The organism is Aureimonas sp. CAS, from assembly GCF_059838215.1.
This window is the reverse complement of record NZ_CM187563.1, coordinates 2,283,923-2,305,493: the sequence shown is the minus strand read 5'-3', so window position 1 is coordinate 2,305,493 and position 21,571 is coordinate 2,283,923. Positions and strand designations below refer to the sequence as shown.

24 protein-coding genes are annotated in these 21,571 nt (G+C 68.4%); 16 read left to right on the top strand and 8 right to left on the bottom strand.

Features of this window, described 5'->3' with window-relative positions; translation table 11 throughout:
* Positions 1–103 precede the first annotated feature (103 nt).
* The 3 genes from hflK to AC6R2M_RS11165 all read left to right on the top strand — a co-directional run bounded on the left by hflK (position 104) and on the right by AC6R2M_RS11165 (position 4,330).
* Positions 104–1,333: an FtsH protease activity modulator HflK gene (gene hflK / locus AC6R2M_RS11175; protein WP_500482128.1), complete on the top strand. Its 1,230-nt coding sequence runs from the start codon at positions 104–106 to the stop codon at positions 1,331–1,333.
* Positions 1,333–2,514, top strand: coding sequence for a protease modulator HflC (hflC, locus tag AC6R2M_RS11170; RefSeq protein WP_500482126.1), 1,182 nt, complete (start codon positions 1,333–1,335; stop codon positions 2,512–2,514). The genes hflK and hflC overlap by 1 nt, the downstream gene beginning before the upstream one ends.
* A 229-nt stretch (positions 2,515–2,743) precedes the next feature.
* Positions 2,744–4,330, top strand: coding sequence for a Do family serine endopeptidase (locus AC6R2M_RS11165; RefSeq protein WP_500482124.1), 1,587 nt, complete (start codon positions 2,744–2,746; stop codon positions 4,328–4,330).
* On the opposite strand, the gene AC6R2M_RS11160 is transcribed toward AC6R2M_RS11165, so the two are convergent.
* From AC6R2M_RS11160 to serB, 3 genes are all read right to left on the bottom strand, one after another.
* Positions 4,327–4,650: a type II toxin-antitoxin system VapC family toxin gene (locus tag AC6R2M_RS11160; RefSeq protein ID WP_500487570.1), complete on the bottom strand. Its 324-nt coding sequence runs from the start codon at positions 4,648–4,650 to the stop codon at positions 4,327–4,329. The genes AC6R2M_RS11165 and AC6R2M_RS11160 overlap by 4 nt on opposite strands.
* A gap of 37 nt (positions 4,651–4,687) precedes the next feature.
* Positions 4,688–4,879 carry a type II toxin-antitoxin system VapB family antitoxin gene (locus AC6R2M_RS11155; RefSeq protein ID WP_500482122.1) on the bottom strand — a complete coding sequence of 64 codons (192 nt, stop codon included), beginning with the start codon at positions 4,877–4,879 and terminating at the stop codon, positions 4,688–4,690.
* A 63-nt stretch (positions 4,880–4,942) separates the two neighbouring features.
* Positions 4,943–5,824, bottom strand: coding sequence for a phosphoserine phosphatase SerB (gene serB / locus AC6R2M_RS11150; protein WP_500482120.1), 882 nt, complete (start codon positions 5,822–5,824; stop codon positions 4,943–4,945).
* A gap of 15 nt (positions 5,825–5,839) precedes the next feature.
* Here serB and miaA point away from each other — a divergent pair, with 15 nt between their 5' ends.
* The 8 genes from miaA (at position 5,840) to AC6R2M_RS11110 (ending at position 12,818) form a co-directional block, all read left to right on the top strand.
* Complete coding sequence (miaA, locus tag AC6R2M_RS11145; RefSeq protein WP_500482118.1) at positions 5,840–6,790, top strand: tRNA (adenosine(37)-N6)-dimethylallyltransferase MiaA; 951 nt, start codon at positions 5,840–5,842, stop codon at positions 6,788–6,790.
* 57 nt (positions 6,791–6,847) lie between these two features.
* Positions 6,848–7,684 carry a DUF1206 domain-containing protein gene (locus AC6R2M_RS11140; RefSeq protein ID WP_500482116.1) on the top strand — a complete coding sequence of 279 codons (837 nt, stop codon included), beginning with the start codon at positions 6,848–6,850 and terminating at the stop codon, positions 7,682–7,684.
* 226 nt (positions 7,685–7,910) lie between these two features.
* The gene (locus AC6R2M_RS11135) at positions 7,911–9,695 is read left to right on the top strand and encodes an acetolactate synthase 3 large subunit (protein WP_500487569.1); all 1,785 of its coding nucleotides are present in this window, start codon (positions 7,911–7,913) and stop codon (positions 9,693–9,695) included.
* Between the two features lie 46 nt (positions 9,696–9,741).
* On the top strand, positions 9,742–10,026 hold the full coding sequence (locus AC6R2M_RS11130) for an AbrB/MazE/SpoVT family DNA-binding domain-containing protein (protein WP_500482114.1): 285 nt from the start codon (positions 9,742–9,744) through the stop codon (positions 10,024–10,026).
* Positions 10,010–10,405 (top strand): type II toxin-antitoxin system VapC family toxin, encoded by a 396-nt coding sequence (locus tag AC6R2M_RS11125; protein WP_500482112.1) that lies wholly within the window; start codon positions 10,010–10,012, stop codon positions 10,403–10,405. The genes AC6R2M_RS11130 and AC6R2M_RS11125 overlap by 17 nt, the downstream gene beginning before the upstream one ends.
* 19 nt (positions 10,406–10,424) lie before the next feature.
* Positions 10,425–11,006: an acetolactate synthase small subunit gene (gene ilvN / locus AC6R2M_RS11120; protein ID WP_500482110.1), complete on the top strand. Its 582-nt coding sequence runs from the start codon at positions 10,425–10,427 to the stop codon at positions 11,004–11,006.
* Positions 11,007–11,052: 46 nt separating this feature from the next.
* Positions 11,053–11,652, top strand: a complete 600-nt coding sequence (locus AC6R2M_RS11115; RefSeq protein ID WP_500482108.1) for a LysE family translocator — start codon at positions 11,053–11,055, stop codon at positions 11,650–11,652.
* A gap of 38 nt (positions 11,653–11,690) precedes the next feature.
* Entirely contained in the window at positions 11,691–12,818 is a 1,128-nt protein-coding gene (locus tag AC6R2M_RS11110) for an ATP-dependent DNA helicase (RefSeq protein ID WP_500482106.1), read from the top strand.
* A 66-nt stretch (positions 12,819–12,884) separates the two neighbouring features.
* Here AC6R2M_RS11110 and AC6R2M_RS11105 read toward each other — a convergent pair whose 3' ends face one another.
* On the bottom strand, positions 12,885–13,883 hold the full coding sequence (locus tag AC6R2M_RS11105) for a hypothetical protein (protein ID WP_500482104.1): 999 nt from the start codon (positions 13,881–13,883) through the stop codon (positions 12,885–12,887).
* Positions 13,884–14,048: 165 nt separating this feature from the next.
* Between AC6R2M_RS11105 and AC6R2M_RS11100 the strand changes: the two genes are divergently transcribed.
* The 5 genes from AC6R2M_RS11100 to AC6R2M_RS11080 all read left to right on the top strand — a co-directional run bounded on the left by AC6R2M_RS11100 (position 14,049) and on the right by AC6R2M_RS11080 (position 17,388).
* Positions 14,049–14,795, top strand: coding sequence for a pyridoxine 5'-phosphate synthase (locus tag AC6R2M_RS11100; protein WP_500482102.1), 747 nt, complete (start codon positions 14,049–14,051; stop codon positions 14,793–14,795).
* 81 nt (positions 14,796–14,876) lie between these two features.
* A complete protein-coding gene (locus tag AC6R2M_RS11095; protein ID WP_500482100.1) occupies positions 14,877–15,539 on the top strand; it encodes a TetR/AcrR family transcriptional regulator in 663 nt (220 codons plus the stop codon).
* A gap of 5 nt (positions 15,540–15,544) precedes the next feature.
* The gene (gene ilvC / locus AC6R2M_RS11090) at positions 15,545–16,564 is read left to right on the top strand and encodes a ketol-acid reductoisomerase (protein WP_500482098.1); all 1,020 of its coding nucleotides are present in this window, start codon (positions 15,545–15,547) and stop codon (positions 16,562–16,564) included.
* A gap of 152 nt (positions 16,565–16,716) precedes the next feature.
* Positions 16,717–17,148, top strand: a complete 432-nt coding sequence (locus AC6R2M_RS11085) for a PilZ domain-containing protein (RefSeq protein WP_500482096.1) — start codon at positions 16,717–16,719, stop codon at positions 17,146–17,148.
* Positions 17,149–17,217: 69 nt separating this feature from the next.
* Positions 17,218–17,388 (top strand): hypothetical protein, encoded by a 171-nt coding sequence (locus AC6R2M_RS11080; protein ID WP_500482094.1) that lies wholly within the window; start codon positions 17,218–17,220, stop codon positions 17,386–17,388.
* Between the two features lie 179 nt (positions 17,389–17,567).
* Here AC6R2M_RS11080 and AC6R2M_RS11075 read toward each other — a convergent pair whose 3' ends face one another.
* From AC6R2M_RS11075 to AC6R2M_RS11060, 4 genes are all read right to left on the bottom strand, one after another.
* Positions 17,568–18,047, bottom strand: a complete 480-nt coding sequence (locus tag AC6R2M_RS11075) for a hypothetical protein (protein WP_500482092.1) — start codon at positions 18,045–18,047, stop codon at positions 17,568–17,570.
* A gap of 134 nt (positions 18,048–18,181) precedes the next feature.
* Complete coding sequence (locus AC6R2M_RS11070; protein WP_500482090.1) at positions 18,182–19,381, bottom strand: outer membrane protein; 1,200 nt, start codon at positions 19,379–19,381, stop codon at positions 18,182–18,184.
* Between the two features lie 177 nt (positions 19,382–19,558).
* Positions 19,559–20,395: a hypothetical protein gene (locus AC6R2M_RS11065; protein ID WP_500482088.1), complete on the bottom strand. Its 837-nt coding sequence runs from the start codon at positions 20,393–20,395 to the stop codon at positions 19,559–19,561.
* 131 nt (positions 20,396–20,526) lie between these two features.
* Complete coding sequence (locus AC6R2M_RS11060) at positions 20,527–21,561, bottom strand: CsgG/HfaB family protein (RefSeq protein WP_500482086.1); 1,035 nt, start codon at positions 21,559–21,561, stop codon at positions 20,527–20,529.
* Between the last annotated feature and the right edge of the window lie 10 nt (positions 21,562–21,571).

Sequence of the window (21,571 nt, the reverse complement as noted above, 5' to 3'; positions counted from 1 at the left end):
CGTTTCATTGAATTGACCCGATCGCCTTCCTATAAGGTCGAAAGCGGTGAACGGCGGGTCCTCCCGACGGTTCCGGAATTTCTTTTCGATCGGAAGGACATCCATGCCCTGGAGCAATCAGACCGGGAACGGCGGCTGGAAAGGCGGCGGCAGTGGCGGACCATGGGGGCAGGGCCCTCAGGGGCCGCGTCCCGGCGGTGGCGGGGGTGGAAACGGCGGAGGCTCGCCGGACCTCGAGGAGATCCTGCGCCGCGGGCAGGACCGTCTGCGACGGGCCATGCCCGGCGGCGGTTCGGGCGGCGGCATGGGCGCGGGCGGCGGGCTCGCGCTGGGCGGCCTTCTGGCGGCGGGCGTCGCGGCGATCTGGCTCTTCAATTCGGTCCACATCGTCGAGCCGGACGAGGTCGGTGTCGAGCTGATGTTCGGCCAGCCGCAGGAAGGCGTTCTGGAGCCCGGCCTCCACTTCATCTTCTGGCCCGTTCAGACGCTGGAGACCGTGCCCTCGGTCGAAAACCAGATGCCGATCGGCCAGAGCGCTCAGCAGCAGGGCAACGCGACCGGGCTGATGCTCTCGGGCGACCAGAACCTCGTCGATGTCCAGTTCTCGGTCCTCTATCAGGTCTATGATCCGCAGGCCTTCCTGTTCAACGTGGACGACCCGCAGGGCATGATGCGGCAGGTCGCCGAAAGCGCCATGCGCGAGGTCGTCGGCCGCTCGCGTGTCGAGGCCCTGTTCCGCGACGACCGCGTGGGCATCGCGCAGGAGGTGCAGACGATCACCCAGCAGACGCTCGACGCCTACGGCGCGGGCCTGCGCGTCAACGCCATCGCCATCGAGGACACGGCGCCGCCCTCCGAGGTCGCGAGCGCCTTCGACGAAGTGCAGCGCGCGCGCCAGGACCAGACCCGCTTCGTCAACGAGGCGACGCAGTACCAGAACCAGCGCCTGGGTCAGGCCCGCTCGGAGGCCGTCCAGATCCGCGAGGACGCGGCGGCCTACCGCAACCGCGTCGTCCAGGAGGCGACGGGTGAATCGCAGCGCTTCACGGCGATCCTGACCGAATACGAGCAGGCGCCCGACGTGACGCGCCGCCGCCTGTATCTGGAGACGATGCAGGACATCCTGCGCGACTCCAACATGGTGATCGTGGACGAGCGGGCCGGGGGCGGCCAGGGCGTCGTGCCGTATCTGCCGCTGACCGAGGTCGAGCGCCAGAACCAGCGCCAGCAGCAGAACCGACAGAACCAGCAGACGCCGTCGGGCGGACAGTCGTCCGGTCCGAACATCTCCTCGACCGGCGGCACCCAGACTCTCGCGCAGGGGGGCAACTGATGAGCAACCGCGCCTACGCTCTTCTCGCCGTCCTCGCGGTCGGCCTCTTCGTCCTCTACAACTCGCTCTTCGTCGTGAACGAGCGCGAGAAGGCGATCGTTCTGCGCTTCGGTGAAATCCAGCGGGTGATCGACGACCCGGGCCTCTACTTCAAGCTGCCCTTCACCTTCGCGCGGGCCGACAACGTCCAGAAGCTCTCCGACCGCCTGCAGCGGCTCGATCTGGAGCAGCTGCGCGTTCAGACGGCGGAAGGCCTGTTCTACCAGGTCGACGCGTTCCTCGCTTATCGCATCCAGGACGCGGGGCGCTTCCGCCAGCAGGTCGCCGGCGGCTCGCTGGAGCTGGCCGAGCAGCGGCTCCGCACCCGCTTCGATTCGGCGATCCGCGCCGTCTACGGCCGTCGCTCCTTCGAGGCGGCGCTGTCGGACGAGCGTCAGGCCATGATGGTCGAGGTCCGCGACCAGATCCGCCCAGAGGCCGAGAATCTCGGGCTTTCGCTCGCCGACGTGCGCATCCGCCGCACGGATCTGACCGAGGACGTCGCGGCCCAGACCTACGAGCGCATGCGCGCCGAGCGTCTGGCCGAGGCCGAGGGCCTTCGCGCCAACGGTCAGGTCGCGGCGCGCGAGATCCGCGCGGCGGCGGACCGCGAAGTGTCGGAGACCGTGGCGGGCGCCCAGCGCGATGCGCAGATCATGCAGGGTGAGGGCGACGCCGAGCGCAACGCGATCTTCGCGGCCGCCTTCGGCGCCAACCCGGAGTTCTTCGAGTTCTACCGCTCGATGCAGGCCTATCGCGGCGCGATGGAGAATGCCGGCACGACCATGGTCCTGTCGCCGGATTCGGACTTCTTCCGCTACTTCAACGCCGACGTCGCGGTCGCGACGACCGGCAACGTTCCCGCCGCGCCTTCGGTGCCGGCGAACGGAGAGGGCGAGGCGACGAACGGTTCGACCCTGAACGGAGAGGCCGCGCCGTTGAGCCCGGCCGCAGAGGAGGCCCGCCGCCGCGCCGAAGAGGCGGCCCGCGCCATCACGGCCGGCGAGGAGCCGCCCTCCATCATGGCGCCGGCGCCCGGCAGCGAGGCGGAGGGCGAAACGCCCGGCGACGCCGAAAGCGGCCTGCCGGCGATCGAGCCGGAGGTGGAGCCGGGCGAAGTCGCCCCGGCGCCCGCCAACTGAGGAAACGAGACGCCCGCCCATTCGGCGGGCGTCTTCGCGTTCGGCTTTCATCGCCCGCAGGCCTTTCGCTCTTCCCTTGTTTCAGACGCTTTCCTCGGGTTTCGTGCTCGAACGCTCGGGCTTCGACGGATGCCTGAGGGTTTGATTCGAAACCTCGGTTCCACCGCGCCTTTTCGGTGTGGGAACGAGGGTGTTGAGGCGGAGCGTCCCGCCGCGAGGGGTTGAGGGAATGGCGACCAAACGAACTTCGCTCGTCGGCGCCTGCGCCCTTGCGATCCTGACGGCCGGCGGCCCAGTTCACGCCCAGGGCGTCATCGCACCGCCGCCGGAGGGCCAGCCGCTCGCGCCGCAGCCGCCCGTCGGCGAGATGGTCAATCCGGGGGCGCAGGGCGTGCCGTCCGGTCAGGCGCAGCCGCGCATGCAGGGTCCGGCTTCCGTCGCCGACCTCGCCGAGGGGCTGCTCGACGCCGTCGTCAACATCTCGACCGCGCAGAACGTCAGAGCCGCCGGGCGCGGCCTGCCGCCTCTGAGCGCGCCGGACGGATCGCCGCTGCAGGAGTTCTTTGACGATCTTCTGAACGACGGGGATCGCGGCTCGCGCCAGAACCGCTCGCTCGGCTCCGGCTTCGTGGTCGATCCGGACGGGCTGATCGTCACCAACAATCACGTCGTGGACGGTGCCGACGAGATCACCGTCAATTTCGCAGACGGCTCCTCGCTGGACGCGAGCGTGGTCGGCGTCGATCCGAAAACGGACATCGCCGTGCTTCGCGTCGAGCCGGAGGCGCCGCTCGCCTCGGTCGAGTTCGGCGATTCGCAAGGAGTGCGGATCGGCGACTGGGTCATGGCCATCGGCAACCCGTTCGGCCTCGGCGGCTCGGTGTCGATCGGCATCGTCTCGGCGCGCGGTCGGCGCATCGCGGACGGCCCCTACGAGGATTTCATCCAGACGGATGCGGCCATCAATCGCGGCAATTCCGGCGGCCCGCTCTTCGACATGTACGGCCGCGTCATCGGCATCAACACGGCGATCATCTCGCCGACCGGCGGCTCGATCGGCATCGGCTTCTCCATCCCGGCGGTCCTCGCGCAGAACGTCGTCGCCCAGCTCTCCGAGTTCGGCGAAACCCGCCGCGGCTGGCTCGGCATCCGCCTGCAAACCGTCAGCGAGGACATCGCCGAGGGGCTCGGCTTCGAGGACAGCCGCGGCGCGCTCGTCACCGGCATCATTCCCGACGGGCCGTCCGACACCGGAGCGATCGAGATCGGAGACGTCATCGTCGGCTTCGACGGGCAGGGCGTGGCGAATGCCCGCGATCTGCCGCGGATCGTAGCGGAGACGCCGGTCGGAAAGACCGTGACGGTCCGGCTCCTGCGCAAGGCAGGCCTGGACGCTCCGACCGAGACGATCGAGGTCGAGATCACGCTCGGACGGCTGGAGGATGGCGAGGCGCGCCTCGAGGAAATCGAGACCGGCGCGGGCGAGGGCGGAGAAGAGCCGGTCGAGGACGGCGCCGATCTTTCGACCATGGGCCTTCGCTTCGGCCCTCTCGACGAGGCTTCGCGGGAGGAGTTCGGCATCGCCGAATCCATCGAGGGGCTCCTTGTCGTCGAGGTCGATCCCAGGTCGGTCGCGTTCGAATCCGAACTCGAGCCGGGTCAGGTGATCGTGGAGGTCGGCCAGGAGAGGGTCGCCGATGCCTCCGCCTTCCGCGCCCGGCTCGGGGAGCTGCGCTCGGCCGGCCAGCGCAACGCCGCGATGCTCGTCGCCTCGCCGAACGGCGACCTCCGCTTCGTGGTCCTGCCGCTCGATTAGGCCGCCAAGCCAAGTCGCTCGGCGACGACGAGAAGACGACGATCGCGTGTCCAGAGACGACAGTCGTCGCGTCGGGCGACGGACGCCAGCAGATGGGCGTCGATGTAACCTATCCCGGTCCCGCCGAGGGTATTCCGCTCGATGAAGTCGAGGACCGATCGTTCGCTCTCGATGCCGATCGAAGGAAGGCGTTCGAACTCGTCGAGCACGAGCTGCCTGTTCTTGAGCGACCCGAGCGCGATTTCGCCTATGACGAAGGGGTGGATCAGAACTTGCAGGTCGAGAAGCCGACGGGCGAGACGTTCGTCATGCTGACGCAGATGGTCGATCCAGACGGACGTGTCTACGAGAAGCAGCTCAGTCGTCCCTGCGACGCCTTGGGGAGGCGAGAGACGGTTGACTGCCCCCCAACGAAGCGATGCGGCGCGCCGCTTCCCTTTGAATGAGGGCCTTCATGGCCTCGTTGACGAGGGCAGAACGCTCCGTCAGGCCCGTATAGGCTTCAGCCTTCGCGATGAGGTCGTCATCGAGAACGAGGGTCGTCTGCATTGCGAATACCTCCGATCCGAACGCCGCTCGAACATAGGCCCGCCCTGTCGAACAGACAATTCGTCAGCGCGCGAACTCGCTCGCCCTGTAGCCCTGAAGGAAGAGGAGGGCTGTGAGGTCGCCATGCCGGATGCAGTGCGGCGCCTGTTCGGCGACCGCCGGCTTGGCGTGCAGGGCGACGCCCGTTCCGGCCGCCAGGATCATCGGCAGGTCGTTGGCCCCGTCGCCGACCGCGATGGCGTCCGCAGCGGTCAATCCCTTCGCGCTGGCGATCTCGTGAAGCGCGGTGAGCTTGGCCTCGGCGCCGAGGATGGGTTCGGCGACGGTCCCGGCGAGCTTTTCGTCCTCGACATTCAGGACGTTCGCCCGGTTCTCGTCGAAGCCGAGCCGGGCGCCGACGACGCTCGTGAAGGCCGTGAAACCGCCGGAGACGAGCGCGGTCCAGGCGCCGTGCGCCCGCATCGTCGCGACCAGCTCCCGGCCCCCGTCCGCCAGATGGATGCGCGTGTCGATGACGTGGCCGATCGTCGCCGTCGGCAGATCCTTCAAGAGCGCCACCCGCTCGCGCAAGGCGGGCTCGAAGGCGATCTCGCCGTTCATGGCGCGCGCCGTGATGGCGGCGACCGCGCCCTTCAGGCCAAGCTCGGCGGCCAGTTCGTCGATGCACTCCTCCTCGATCATGGTGGAATCCATGTCGGCGAGGAGAAGGCGCTTGCGCCGGCCGGCCTGCTGCTGCACCACCACGTCGATCGCGGCCTCGCGGGCGAGATCGTCGAGGTCGCGCCGGACCGTATCTTCGATCGGCTCGGCGGTGACGAGATCGCAGGCGACCTCGTCCTCCAGCCAATGCGTCTCGGCCTCGCCGAGGATGCCGAGCGCCTGGACGACGAGGGTACGGGTGACGCGCGGATCGCGGCGCGCGGAGATCAACGTTGCGACGAACATTTCGAGGGCGGCGCCTTGGTGCAGGAAGGAACGAGGCAGGCGATCCTGATAGCGGGACCGACCGCGAGCGGCAAATCCGCTCTGGCGCTCCGTCTCGCTTCGGCTCTCGGCGGCGCCGTCGTCAACGCCGATTCCATGCAGGTCTATGACGGGCTTCGCATTCTGACGGCCCGACCGGCGCGGGACGAGATGAGCGGCGTGCCTCATCATCTCTACGGGCACCGCGATCCGGCCTTGCCCTACTCGGTCGGCGACTGGCTGCGCGAGGTCGGGCCCCTGCTCGGCCGTCTGCGGGCCGAGGGGCGGGTTCCGGTCTTCTGCGGCGGCACCGGCCTCTACTTCCGCGCGCTGCTCGGCGGGCTCGACGAGATGCCGCAGGTGCCGCTCGACATTCGCGACCGCTGGCGCCAGCGTATGGCGCAAGAAGGTCCGCAGCGCCTGCACGCGCTCCTCGGCGATCTCGACCCCGTCGCCGCCGCTCGAATTCGGCCGAGCGACCCGCAGCGCGTTACGCGCGCGCTCGAACTTGCCGAGACCCGTGCGCGTCTGGGTTCGACGGCGGTATCCGGCGCGACGGGACGGGCGCTCGTCGATCCTCGATCCACCGCGAAGATCGTGCTCGCGCCGGACCGGTCGGTTCTCCGCGACCGGATCGCGACGCGCTTCGGCCGCATGCTGGAGGAGGGGGCGAGGGCGGAGGCGGTCGCCTTCTCGCAGCGTCCCCGCGCCCTCGACGGGCTCGCCGGCAAGGCGATCGGGCTGGCTGAACTTCTGGAGGTCGAGCACGGCCGGTCGTCGCCGGAGCAGGCCAGAGAGCGATCCGTCACCCGGACCCGGCAATATGCCAAGCGGCAGGAGACCTGGTTTCGGAACCAGTTCGGGGCGGACTGGCTTCGCATCCATGGAGCGGACGGTTCCGACCCCGACGATCTGATCGCGCGCGCGCGCGCGGCGTCGGGACGCTGACGGGAACCGCTGGGCCGCCACGCCGGTTCTCGATCCGAACAACGAGGACGCGCATTCATGTCGCAGGCGACGCCGATAGAGGACCATCGCGACGCCATCGAGAAGGCCGCGCGCCTCGGCTATCTCGCCCGGGCGCTCGTCTTCATCGTCATCGGCTACTTCGCCTTCAAATCCGCCTTTTCGGGCGGGGAGGCGATGAGCGAAGAGGACGCGATCCTCCAGATCGTGGGATCGCCCTTCGGAACGATCATGCTGGCGCTGCTCGTTCTCGCGCTGCCGTCCTTCGCCCTCTGGCGGTTCCTGCAGGCGGTCCTCGACGCCGACGGCTACGGCACCGGGTGGAAGGGGATCGCGACCCGGATCGGCCGCTTCTTCTCGGGGAGCCTCTACCTGCTGCTCGCCTTCTATGCCGGTTCGCTCCTGTTCGGCCTGTCGCAAAGCGAGGGAAGCGGCGGAGTTCTGGAAGCCTGGGCGCCCGTCTTCGGCCCCTGGTTCACGATTCCGATCGGCATTGTCCTTCTCTGCGTGGCAGCCGACCATTTGAAGAAGGCCTGGACCGGCTCCTTCCTGCGGTTCCTGTCTCTGCCTTCTCGCCACGCGCGATGGATGATCCCGCTTTGCCGTGTCGGCCTGACGGCGCGCGCCCTCGTCTTCACGGCCTTCGCGATCCTGTTCTTCACCAGCGTCTCGCGCTGGGAGCCCGAGGATTCGCCGGGTATCGAGGACGCGCTTCTCGAGATCGGCTCGTGGCCCTTCGGTTCGCTCCTGCTTTCGGCCACGGGCGCGGGGCTGATGGCCTTCGGTGCATACTGCCTCCTGCTGGCCCGCTACGGCCACGTCCGCGCGCCCGACCTCGATCCCAAGAGCGCGATGGCCAAGCTGACGGGCGCGTGAAGTTCGGCCTTGACGGCGTCTTAGGACGGGTCTAGCGTTCCGCCCCATGACGAAGAAGCTCATTCTCGTAAGAAGGCGCACACGCGAGGCGGTCTGACGGACCGCCCGGCTGATGCCACGTGTGCGCTGACCAAGGCCCCTCCGGTGGGCCTTTTTTTATACCTGAAATTCGAGGAAACGACGCCGCGACGACGGCTCAAACCGAAGGCGACCTGCCATGGACGACATGACGATCAACCCCGGAATCCGGAAGATGACCGGAGCCCAGATGGTGGTTCAGGCGATGGCGGACAACGGCGTCGAGCACCTCTTCGGCTATCCCGGCGGCGCGGTTCTGCCGATCTACGACGCGATCTTCCAGCAGGAGGAGGTCAAGCACATCCTCGTCCGTCACGAGCAGGGCGCGGGCCATGCGGCGGAGGGCTATGCGCGCTCCACCGGCAAGCCGGGCGTCGTCCTCGTCACCTCCGGTCCCGGCGCGACCAACATGGTCACGCCGCTGCAGGACGCGTTGATGGATTCCATCCCGCTCGTCTGCATCACCGGACAGGTTCCCACGCCGCTGATCGGCTCGGACGCGTTCCAGGAGTGCGACACGGTCGGCATCACGCGCCCCTGCACGAAGCACAATTGGCTGGTCAAAAGCGTCGAGGATCTGGCCGATATCCTGCACGAGGCCTTCCATGTCGCGACCTCCGGCCGTCCGGGGCCCGTCGTCGTCGACATCCCGAAGGACGTTCAGTTCGCGACGGGCACCTACACGCCGCCGAGCCGCGCCCGCTCGCTCGAGCGCTACCAGCCCAAGCTCGACACGGACCCCGGCCGCATCCGCGCGGCGGTCGAGCTCATGGCGTCGGCCAAGAAGCCGATCTTCTACACGGGCGGCGGCGTCATCAATTCGGGACCGGAGGCGTCGCGGCTCCTGCGCGAACTCGTTGAGCTGACCGGCTTCCCGATCACCTCCACCTTGATGGGTCTCGGCGCCTATCCGGCGAGCGGCGAGCATTGGCTCGGCATGCTGGGCATGCACGGGACCTACGAAGCCAATCTGGCGATGCACGATTGCGACGTCATGGTCTGCATCGGGGCGCGCTTCGACGACCGCATCACCGGGCGGCTCGACGGCTTCTCGCCGAACTCCAAGAAGATCCACATCGACATCGACCCCTCGCAGATCAACAAGACCGTGCGGGTCGATCTGCCGATCATCGGGGACGTCACCCACGTCCTGCGCGATCTCGTCGCCGCGTGGAAGGAGACGGGAGCCTCGAACGACGCCGAGGGCCTGTCGGCCTGGCGTCGGCGCATCGAGGGCTGGAAGGAGCGCAACTGCCTGGCCTTCCGGCAGGAGGGCGACGTCATCCTGCCGCAGCATGCGATCCGGCGGCTCTACGAGAAGACGAAGGACCGCAAGACCTTCATCACCACGGAGGTCGGCCAGCACCAGATGTGGGCCGCGCAGTTCTACGGCTTCGAGGAGCCGAACCGCTGGATGACATCCGGCGGGCTCGGAACCATGGGCTACGGCCTGCCGGCGGCGCTCGGCGTCCAGATCGCGCATCCCGACGCCCTCGTCATCGACATCGCGGGCGACGCTTCGGTGCAGATGACGATGCAGGAGATGTCGACGGCCGTTCAGTACGGCGCACCGATCAAGATCTTCATCCTGAACAACCAGTATATGGGCATGGTGCGCCAGTGGCAGCAGCTGCTGCACGGCAACCGCCTGTCGCACTCCTACTCGGAGGCTCTGCCGGACTTCGTGAAGCTCGCCGAGGCCTATGGCGGCGTCGGGCTGCGCGTCGAGAAGTCGGGCGATCTGGATTCGGCGATCGACGAGATGATCGCGGTCGACCGGCCGGTGATCTTCGACTGCTGCGTCCAGAACCTGACGAACTGCTTCCCGATGATCCCGAGCGGCAAGGCGCACAACGAGATCCTGTTGCCCGACGAGGCGACCGACGAGCGCGTGGCGAACGCCATCGACGCCAAGGGCAAGGCGCTGGTGTAGGAATATGGTTGCTCTAAAGGCCGAGAAGGTTCGATCGGAGGAGGCGGTGGCGACGGTCGTCGTCCTGCCGAGCGGAGAGATTCCCATTCCGGCGGAACTTCTGGCACGTCGTGGCTGGGTGCCAGGAACGGAACTCGAAGTCGTCCAGGACGGTGACGACGTGATCGTGCGTCGCAAAGCCGCTTTCCCGAGCGATGCTGCATCGCTCAGTCCAGAAGCGTTCCTCGCGCTTGTTCCGAAGGTCGACGGAGATTACCCGACGGATTCCGAAATAGAAGAAATCGTGGATCGCGAGGCTGCGGAAAGGTTCGACGATGAGACGCGCCGTTGATACCAACGTGCTCGTTCGGATTCTGGCCGACAATGGCTCGGAACAAGCGAAGACTGCGCGAGAATTGTTGTCGGCGGGTACACTCGTTGTCTCCGCCACCGTTCTTCTGGAAACCGAATGGGTCCTGCGCAGTCGTTTCAAACTCGACCGGGCGGTTAGGTCGAGCTTGATGGAGGGTCTTTTGAAACTGAGAACGGTCGAGGTGGAGGGCCGCTCCGTGGTGGCGCGCGCGATCTCCGCTTTCGCGGCCGGCATGGACTTCGCCGACGCCCTTCACCTTGCAGGCTCGTCCGACTGCGACGAGCTCGTCACCTTCGACCGCGACTTCGCCCGCCGGGCGCAGGACGCTCCCGACGCCATTCCCGTCCGCCTTCTCTAGACCTTTCGAACGAGACCCGATGTCCAACGCCCTTCAGCCGCCGGCCTCCGCCTATTTCATCACCGACGAGAAGCCGAAGGACGAGGCGCGCACGCTCTCGATCCTCGTCGACAACGAGCCGGGCGTTCTCGCCCGCGTCATCGGTCTCTTCTCCGGGCGCGGCTACAACATCGAGAGCCTGACCGTCTCCGAGACCGAGCATGCCAAGCACCTGTCGCGCATCACCATCGTGACGCGCGGCGCCCCGCCGGTGATCGAGCAGCTGAAGGCGCAGGTCGACCGGATCGTGCCGGTTCACAAGGTGGTGGACCTGACGCTCGAGGCGCGTCGCTCCTCCGAGGACGGTCCGATCGAGCGCGAGCTCGCCATCGTGAAGGTGGCGGGCACCGGCGACGACCGCGTCGAGGCGTTGCGCATCGCCGACGTCTTCCGCGCCAACGTCATCGACACCTCCGTCTCGCACTTCGTCTTCGAGATCACCGGCAAGTCGTCCAAGATCGAGAAGTTCGTGACGATCATGGCCCCGCTCGGCCTCGTCGAGGTCTGCCGGACCGGCGTCGCCGCCATGAGCCGCGGCGAAGCCGGAATGCTCGACGCCTGATCCGCCTGTCGGGGCGGTTGCCTTCCCTTCCATTCTGGTGCCGCCCATGTCCACCGAACTGTTCCTGGCCCTCCTCGGATTTGCCTTCGTCTCCTCCATCACGCCGGGGCCCAACAATTTCATGCTGATGGCGTCGGGCGTGAACTTCGGCTTCCGCAGGACGATTCCGCATATGTTCGGGATCGCGGGCGGGTTCGCGAGCCTGCTTCTCGCGGTCGGCTTCGGCGTCGGCGCGCTGATCCACGCCTATCCGGCGCTGGAGATGGCGATGAAGATCGCCAGCGCGGCCTATCTGGCGTATCTCGCCTGGAAGATCGCGCTCTCCCGCGGCCTCGGCGACAAGGGGCAGGGGGCATCCGAGCCGATGACCTTCCTGCAGGCCGCGGCCTTCCAGTGGGTCAACCCCAAGGCCTGGGCCATGGCGCTGGTGGCGATGGGCGCCTATGTCAGCGCGTCGGCGCCCGTCCTGTCGGTCCTGATCGTCGCGCTCGCCTTCGTGCTCGTGAACTTTCCGTCGGTCTCGGTCTGGACCCTGTTCGGCATGGGGCTGCGGCGCTTCCTGTCCGACGAGAAGCGGCTGCGCCTCTTCAACCTCGCGATGGGCCTGCTGCTGCTCGCGACGATCTGGCCGCTGCTGGCACACTGAGGCTTGCCCGGCGGGCCCGTTTCTGCGACCCCGTTGCCATGAAGCTCTCACCCCAGCAGGACGAGGCGCTGGCCCGCGTCGCGGAATGGCTCAAGCGCGGCGACGATCCGCTCTTCCGCCTCTTCGGCTATGCCGGCACGGGCAAGACGACGCTCGCGCGGCACTTCGCCGAAGGCATGGACGGACAGGTCCAGTTCGCGGCCTTCACCGGCAAGGCGGCGCAGGTCCTTCGCGCCAAGGGCGCCAAGAGCGCCAAGACCATCCATTCGCTGATCTACCGCCCGCGCGGCGAGGAGACGGTGTCGGACGAGACGACCGGCACGGCGCGCGTCTCGCCGGCCTTCTCGCTGAACCGCCAGAGCCCGGTCGCCAAGGCCAAGCTCGTCGTCGTCGACGAGTGCTCGATGGTGGACGAGGCGCTGGCGCGCGATCTGATGAGCTTCGGCACGCCGATTCTCGTGCTCGGCGATCCGGGCCAGCTTCCGCCGGTGTCGGGCGGCGGCTTCTTCACCGAGGCCGAGCCCGACTACCTCCTGACCGAGATCCACCGGCAGGCGCGCGACAATCCCATCCTCAAGCTGGCTCTCGACGTGCGCGAGGGAAAGGAGCTTGCCTACGGCGACTACGGGAGCGCCCGCGTCATCTCCAAGCGGGAGGTGGAGCGCGAGGCCGTTCTCAAGGCCGATCAGGTGCTGGTCGGCACCAACCGCACGCGCCGGCTCTACAACGGGCGCCTGCGCGAATTGAAGGGGTTTCAGGGTGCCTTGCCGCAGGCCGGCGACAAGCTCGTCTGCCTGCGCAACGACCCGACGAAGGGCCTCCTCAACGGATCGCTCTGGCAGGTGATGACCGCCTCGCCGGAGAAGACCAAGCCCGGCACGAACCTCATCGTGAAGCCGGACGACGACGACATCGATCGCGGCGCGGCCAAGATCAAGCTGCTGAAGGCCGCGTTCGAGGATCCGACGGCCGAGATCCCGTGGGCGACGAAGAAGCGCTACGACGATTTCGACTTCGGCTATGCGCTGACCGTCCACAAGGCGCAGGGCTCGCAGTGGGACGACGTCATGCTCTTCGACGAGAGCTGGGCGTTCCGCGACACGCGCGAGCGCTGGCTCTACACCGCCGTCACACGCGCAGCGAAGACGCTGACGATCGTCCGCTAAGACCTTGCCGAGTATGAGGTCCAAGGCAGGATGCCGGTGAGCATCCCGCCTTGGACGATGCCGAGCCTACTGCGCCGGCTGCGGCTGGCCGCCCTGCGGCTCGCCGGCATTGGGAGCGTTGCCCTCCTGCATGCCGGGCTGCTGGTCCGGCACGGCCTGGGCGCCCTGCGGCGGGACGGCGCCGGCCGGCACCTGTGCGTTCGCCGCGGGTTCTTCCTCAAGCGGCTGATCGGGCTGCTCTTCGCCCGGCGCGACCGGATTCTCCTCGCGGGCCTCGCCTTGCCCGTCGGGCGCGGGAACGCCGGCGGCGGCAGCCGCGGCAGGATCGCCGTTCGCCGCGGCGGGCTGGGTTCCTCCGGCCGCCGGGTTGCAGTCTTCCGGCGCCAGATAGGCGGCGTTCGCGGCCACCCCCGCAAGGCGCAAAGAGCATGTCGGAGAGATTTCCACCGTCTCGCCGGCATCGACCTGCATCGCTTCGGCGCCCTGTGCGGTCATCGTCGCGGTGCCGCCCTCGACGTCGATCTCGTCAAGATAGACGCGCGTTCCGCCGAAAAGCGCGGCCTGACCGGCCAGAAGGACGGCACCGGACGCCCCGACTTCGTTGGCCAGACGCCCCGCCTCGTCCTCGCGGGGCGCCTGTGCGCCCGCCGCGACCTCCTCGCGCATGGAGGACAGTTCCTCGCTCAGCGTCTCGACCTGCGAGCGCAGATCCTCGATGCCCGTCCGGGTCTCCTCGATCGCCGAGGTCAGCTCTTCCGGCACCGTACCGGCCTGTTCGGAAAGCTGCGTGCCGAGCGTCTCCGTCTGCGTCGCGAGGCGCCCTTCGGCGGCGGCCAGCTGCTCAGTGATCGCGGCGTGCAGGGCGTCGGCGTCCGGCATGGCGCCGACGCGCGCTTCGATGTTGGCGACGCTCGACTGCAATTGCTGGATCAGCGGCGTCTGCTCGTTGAAGCGTGCCGCGAAATCCTCGCGCACCGCCGAGACATTGGGCGCCAGCAGATAGCCGACGAGAATACCGGCGACGCCGGCGACGACGATGGGGGCTGCTCTTGTGGCCATGCTCATGGGGGTTTCCTCCTCGCCGGTACGGCGGCTGTTCGACGGAAGCGCTGTGGCGGGAAAGAGGGGAGTCGAAGCCGGAGTCAACCTCGGCCCGCGACGTGCGTCATGGAAACCGGAACGCGGCTCGGTTAAGGCTGCACGGTCCGCCGCAGGAGCCAGACGCCCGTCATGCCGACCGCCCTTTCCGTCAATCTCAACGCCGTCGCCATGCTCCGCAACCGGCGCGACCTTCCCTGGCCGAGCGTCGTCGGGATGGGGCGCCTCGCGCTCGCAGCCGGGGCCGTGGGGCTCACCGTGCATCCCCGGCCGGATCAGCGCCACATCCGCTTCGCCGACCTGCCGGAGCTGCGGGGCCTGATCGATTCCGAGTTTCCGGGCGCCGAATTCAACGTCGAAGGCTATCCGAGCGATGATTTCATCGACCTCGCTCTGTCGGTCCGGCCCGAACAGGTGACGCTGGTGCCGGACGACCCGTCCCAGCCCACCTCCGACCATGGATGGGATTTCGCCGCGCACCGCGAGCTTCTGCTTCAGGTCGCGCGCCGTCTGAAGGGCGAGGGCGTGAGGGTCGCCTTCTTCGCCGACCCCGACCCGAAGGGTTTCGAGATCGCCGCCGAGATCGGTGCCGACCGGCTGGAGCTCTACACGGGTCCCTATGGCGGCACCCACGCCGACCCGGAAGCCGCAGCGCGGGAACTCGACCGGCTCGGCAAGGCCGGCGACCGCGCTCGTGCCCTCGGCCTCGGGCTCAACGCGGGGCACGATCTGACGGTGGAGAATCTGCCGCCGCTCGTCCGCCGGCTGCCCTTCATCGAGGAAGTCTCGATCGGCCACGGCCTGACGGCCGACGCGCTCGAACACGGAATGACCGAAACGGTCCGCCGCTTCCGCCGAGCCTGCGGGCAGACGGTCTGAGCCTCGTGATGGCGGCGTCTTGCCGACGCCGAAAGCATAGGCTAGAGACCGTACCGTAACGTACGGTACGGGAGTTTCACGGTGCGGACGGACGCGCAGGATTGGACGGAACGCCAGGGGGAGGTGCTCGATGCCGCGCTGTCCCTGCTCGTCTCCTCGGGGAGCGGGCTGACCATGGCGGCCGTGGCCCGTCGCGCCAACTGCTCCAAGGAAACGCTCTACAAATGGTTCGGCGGCCGGGATGGCCTCCTGACCGCCACGGTGCAGCGGCAGGCCTCCAAGGTCCGCGCGGTCCCGGCCGGCGAGGGGACGCTCGACCGCGATGCGCTGGCCGAACGGCTGACGCAGTTCGCCTCCGACTGGCTGAACGTGCTCTCGGGCTCGACCTCCATCGCGCTCAACCGCCTGGCGGTCGGGCAGGCGGGGTCCGACAAGCGCGATCTCGGCGCCGTGGTGCTGGAGAACGGCCCGTTCGCCATGGGGCACCGGTTGCGGCCCCTGCTGGAGGCGGGCAAGTCCGCCGGTCTCCTGCGGTTCGACGACAGCCAGACGGCCTTCCGCTCCTTCTTCGGCCTCGTCGTGCGCGACCTGCAGATCCGCCTGCTTCTCGGCGAGCGCCCCGCGCCGAGCGAAGCCGACATCGCCACCCAGGCCGCCCGCGCGGCCGAACAGTTCCTGGTCCTCTACGGGACCACCGAAACGGGCGCGAAGACGCCCCGAGACCCCTCAACGGAGAGGAAATAACCGAGATGCGTGTCTATTACGATCGCGACGCCGATCTGAACCTCATCAAGGGCCGCAAGGTCGTGATCGTCGGCTACGGCAGCCAGGGCCGCGCCCACGCGCTGAACCTGAAGGATTCGGGCGTCTCCGACATCACGGTCGCGCTGCGCGCCGGCTCGCCGACGGCCCAGAAGGCCGAGGCCGACGGCTTCAAGGTCACCACCGTCGCCGAAGCCGCCAAGACGGCCGATCTGATGATGATGGCCACGCCCGACGAGCTGCAGGCCGACATCTACAAGCAGGAGATCGCTCCGAACATCCGCGACGGTGCCGCGATCGCCTTCGCGCACGGCCTGAACGTCCATTTCGGTCTGATCGAGCCGAAGTCCACGCTCGACGTCGTGATGATCGCGCCGAAGGGCCCGGGCCACACCGTGCGCGGCGAGTACCAGAAGGGCGGCGGCGTGCCCTGCCTCGTGGCGGTCGACAAGAACGCCTCGGGCAACGCGCTGGAGCTCGCGCTGTCCTACGCCTGCGGCGTCGGCGGCGGCCGTTCGGGCATCATCGAGACCAACTTCAAGGAAGAGTGCGAGACCGATCTCTTCGGCGAGCAGGTCGTCCTGTGCGGCGGTCTCGTCGAGCTGATCCGCGCTGGCTTCGAGACGCTGGTCGAGGGCGGCTACGCGCCCGAGATGGCCTATTTCGAGTGCCTGCACGAGGTGAAGCTGATCGTCGACCTCATCTATGAGGGCGGCATCGCCAACATGAACTACTCGATCTCGAACACGGCCGAGTGGGGCGAGTACGTGACGGGTCCGCGCATCATCACCGAGGACACCAAGAAGGAGATGAAGCGCGTCCTGAAGGACATCCAGACGGGCAAGTTCACCTCCGACTGGATGCAGGAGTACCGTTCGGGCATGGCTCGCTTCAAGGGCATCCGCCGCAACAACGACGCGCATCAGATCGAGGAAGTCGGCGAGAAGCTGCGCGGCATGATGCCGTGGATCAAGTCCAACGCGCTGGTCGACAAGGCGCGCAACTAGTCGCCCCAAGCTGCATGAACACGAGCCCGGCCGCACGCGGCCGGGCTTTTCCTCGTCGATCGCCCGGTGCACACTCGAATCCACTTCGGTCGATTCATGTCCGATTAAGGCCGCGCTCGTAGCTTCGACGCGCGACGAACGGAGATTTCGAGATGGGGGACGACCAGAAATCCCTCTCTGACGACGAGCGTCGGATCGCTCCGCGAACGCGGACGCTCAAGCGTGCCCGCGTCGTCTTCAACAATCGCTATTCCACGGTGGACTGCGTGGTGCGCAACCTGTCGCGCACCGGTGCCCTGCTGTCCGTCGAGACCTCCGTCCAGCTGCCCAAGCAGTTCGAGATCGCCATCGACGAGCGCGAGCTGCGTCCGGCGCGGCTCGTCTATCGTCGCGAGACCTTTGCGGGAATCCACTTCCTGGATGTGGGCGCGGAGGAGAACCTGCCCGATCTGCCGCAGCGGCGGCCGGGCGAGCACGACGACATGATCGTTCCGCCCGGCGGGGAGGCGGGGATCGTGCGCATAGAACCCTCGCCGCTTCCCCAGGCGCTTCGCGATCAACTGCCCTGGAGGCGGTTCGTCTGATCCTTCGGCCTCGTCACGGAACGGAGCGGGGCCCCCGAGCCTTCCTCCCGGGACGAAACGGAGGTTCCCATGTCGAAGACGGACGAGAACGAACGCAAGCCGCCGCTGTCCCGCCCTGTGACGGAAGACGGGATCGTCGCCGAGCGCGATCCGAAGGATATCCGCGAGGGCAAGGACGAGCTGGACACCGGCCTTGCCGAGACCGGCGGCGGAGATCGGGACGAACGCAAGATCGCCTGACGCACCAGGAGCGGCCCCGCGCTTCGTCGCAGGCCGGGGCCGCCGCCCGGTTCAGGAACACCGTTCGGGACACACCCCATAGCATCCGGCCGAGAATCGAATTCGATTTCCGGAAAGCCTGATGCGTCGATTCAAAGAGTCAGAGCGACCTTTATGCGTCCGAACGGACGCACGGCGCTCTAAACGGCGCCGCCGTCCGAGGGGTCGATCGACCGGTTGTGGACCCATCCCGAGGAGCAGGACCCGCGATAGGCGGCGCGCCGCTCGATCGGCTCGTCCAGTCCGCAATCGCCATCTCCGTAGACGACGCCGACGAAGGTGCCGTTCTCGTCGCACATATAGACTTCGCTGCCGACGGGCAGGCGCCCGATCGGACGCCGGCTCGGGGTCGGCGTGGAGTTCACGGGCACGGAGTCGCCCGAAACCTGCGAGCCGTTGATCGTCCCGCGCTTGGAGCAGGCGGGAAACTCCCAGTCGCCGCCCACGCGCACCGGCACGGACGGGCTGGTCTGTGCGAAGGCCGGAATCGTGGCAGCGAGCATCAGACCTGCGACGATCGCGACCGCGCCGTAGGGACGTTGCGCCGGCGCGGACCGAATGGCGCCGCGCCGCCCTTGCGTCGCCGTCCCGACCCTGTCGCACCTTGCCGTCTGGTTCACGCTCGACCCTCGCTTGTCTTCGCGAAAACTAGGGAGAGAGCGCTGCACCTGCAAGTTTCGGCGGGGTCGCGGACCTCGCCGAAGACGTGAAGCGGGCTCGCTTGGGCGAGCCCCGCGCGGTCTTGTCGAACGTCTCAGTTGAAGCGGAAGGACGCCTTCGCCCAGACGGTGTGGAAGTCGAAGTCCCGGTCGGCCGAGACGTTCAGCGTGTCGCCGCCGCCCAGATCGTAGCTGCGCGAGACATCGTCGCTGCCGAGATCGGTGTAGAGATATTCGACGCCGAGGCTGAAGTTCGGATTGACCAGGAAGTCCACGCCGCCGCCGACCGAGTAGCCCAAGCGCGTATCGCTGCGCGAGGCGACATCGTCGAATGCGGTGTTGACGATGGTGGTGTCCACGCTGCCGAAGGCGAGGCCGCCGGTGGCGTAGACGAGCGTCGCGCCGTAGGCGAGGCCGAGGCGGCCTCGCAGCGTCGCCAGATAGTCCAGCTCTTCGCGCACCGAGATTTCCTCGCCGAAGCCCGAGAGGCCGGCGAAGCGCTCGACGTCGACATAGGACAGATCGGCGACGGCACCGACGACCACGGCTCCGGTGCCGAAGCTCGCGCCGAGCTCGCGGTCCGCGCCGACATGCACGCCGCCGACGAAGCCGTCGCTGTCGCGTTCGAAGCGCGTGACGCCGGGCAGGTCCGCGATGTTGACAATGCGCTCGGGCGTCGGCTCGACGGCGGGCACGGCGGGCGTACCTGGGGTCGCCGGCTGATCTGGCGTACCGGGCGTCGGCGGAATGGCCGGCGAGCCCGGCGTGCCGGGAATGACGCCGCCGGGCGTCGCGACCTCGACCGCGATGGCGGCGGCTTCGGCGGCGTTGGGATCGCCGCCGGCCTCCGCGATGGCGGCGGACAGCTCCGCGCGGGTGAGTTCGACCGGCGTCTCCACGCCGTTGTTGATGATCGCGCCCGAGCAAGCGGCGGCAGGGCCGGCGCCTGCGCAGGCGAAGGAAAATTCGACGAGCCCGGGCTCGACGGTGACGGGCGCCGTCGGCGGAATGGCGGGACGGCCCGGATCGCCCGGCGTGCCGGGAATGAAAGGCGTCGCCGGAACGGCCGGTCGAGCGGGGCTTCCGGGCGTTGCCGGAATGCGGATGAACGCGTCCGTGAGACCTGATCCGCCACGGTGGAACGCGCCGCCGGCATGGGCCCCGACATAGAGCCCGGTCCAGGCCGGTGCCGCCACGATGACGGGCGGAGGCGGAGGCGGCGGCAGCTCGACGAGATCGGCGGCGAAGGCCGGCGTCGCCGCGGTCGCGAAGAGAAGGGTGGCGAGCTTCTTCATGGGGTGGGTCTCCAGTCGGGGAGCTGACGACCGGTGTTTCCCCGCCGGCGCAGCATGATGTTCGTCGTCGAAAGCCAGCCGGAACGAGCGTTCCCGGGAGCCCGCAGGGCAGGAGAGATCGTTTCGGGGAAAGGGGAGACCGGGCGACGGTGACCGCCGCCCGCTCCATGAGGCGTCTCAGTCGACCGTGATGGTGATCGAGCCCGGCAGGCCGTTCGAGATCGTGCCGGTGTTGACCGCGCCGATGGCCGTCGTGTCGGTGGCGCCGACCACCGCGCGGGTCGCCCCGCTGACGGTCACGCTGCCGTCCACGAGCGCGTTCTGGACGGCGAGGTTCGCCGCCACGATCGCGGCCGGAGCGCTGGAGGTCGACTCGCTGAGGTCCGCGAAGCTGAACTCGAAGCCGCCGTCGATGTCGAGCGACGTCGCGGCCGCTGCCGCGGACGCGGCCGTGTTCGAGGTGTTGGCGGCGGACTCGGCCACCGAGCTGTCGAAGGTGAGGTCCGGACGCACGTTCACGCCGATCTCGGTGGAATCGACCGTGCTCGAGGTCACCGCGGCCAGCGCGATCGTGCCGGTGTTGACCGTGCCGATGGCGGTCGTGGCCAGCGTGCCCGTCTCGATCGAGGTGCCGATGATGCCGAGAGCCAGCTCCGCCGCGGCCGCTCCGCTGACGCTCGCGTTCGGCAGGGTCAGCGTCGGGGGCAGCAGGCCTAGCTCGCCCGCGTTCAGCGCCACCGCGGCGGCCCCGGAGGCTTCGACCGACAGCGAGGCCTCGGAGATGTTGAGGCCCGGCAGCAGGCCCTCGGTCGAGATGTCGACGCTGCCGTCCACCAGCGAATTGTTGACGGCCGCGTTGATGTAGGCGCCGCCGACATTGGTCTCGAGCTGGCCGAGCAGGGTCGAGATGTCGACGCCGACGCCGAGGGGCGTGGTGACTTCCTGCGCGCTGGCGGTGCTGCCGAGGGCGAGGAGGGCGAGCGCGGAGGCGCCGCCGAGAAGGAACTTATTCATGCCATGATACTCCAGTTGGGTGGAGCCGCCCGCTCCCTGACTTGGCGGCGTGGTTCTCGGACAGGTGTCTCAGCCAGGGCCCTGTCCCTTCTCGGCGGAGCGTTGCAGCGCTCCGCCGAAACTCTTCGATCTCAGTCGGCCAGCACGGCCTGCGCTCGCGCTCGCTCGGACGCGCCCTGCGCGCCGCCGTTCGAAGGCGAAAAGCCGCCCTGCGATGGCTCGGGAGCGAGCGATGCCGCGCTCGGCGCAGGCGTCGCGCCGGGCGAGGCCACGGCCTCGGCACGTCTCACGGCCTGCCGCTGCGAAGGCGCACCCGCGCCGGGCGCCGGCGCGGCCGGCGTTGCGGCGGCCCGTGTCGCCTCGGCGGTGACCGTGTTGTCGACATAGCCGTGCATCCGGTCGATCTGCTCGCGGCACCGGGTGTAGGTGCCCGGCTTCATCACCTGCGTCAGCAGCTCGAAGGTGGCGAGATAGAGCATCTGGCGGAGCGCGAAGTGGATCGCCTCGCGCTCGCGTCCGCCCAGATCGGCGCCCACCAGCGTGTCCCCGAAGAAGCGTCCCGTCCCGATCCCCGCCTCGGAGGCGAAGATCTGCTTGTGGAGCGGCACGTTCGCCACCACCCGGCCGGACGTCGCCTCCGTCAGCGAGACGTCGAGGCCGATGAGGATCCGGTTCTGGCGGTAGCGCGCCCCGATCCCCGCGACATCGACCTCGGCGCCCGAGCCGGGAATGAAGTCGAGCGAGTTGATCGAGCCGGTGATGTAGAAGTTCGCCGGCACGAGCCGCCGCAGGTCGCGGATCTGCCATTCCGCCTCGGTCGTCGAGACGCGCGGGTCGCGACGGTTGACGACCGTGGTGCCCGCCTTGAACAGCGCCGACTGCACCATGTCGCCCGCGCCCTGCGTCACGAACTTGCCGACGCCTCCGTCGGTGAAGCTCTCCTTGCCCGTCTGGTCCAGAACCGCGCCGACGGCGAAGACGAGATTCGGCGCGACCTTCCCCTTGAGGCAGGAAAGCGCCTCGTCGAAGGGCGTGACGATGTCGGAGATCGGCGGGCCCTGGACGAGCTTGGCATCGACCTTGGAAGCGGCGACGCCCGGAGCGAAGGCGCAGCCCGAGAGGGTGGAGATCAGGAGCAGGACGGTCGCGGAACGCGAGGCGCGCATCGGGAGGCCC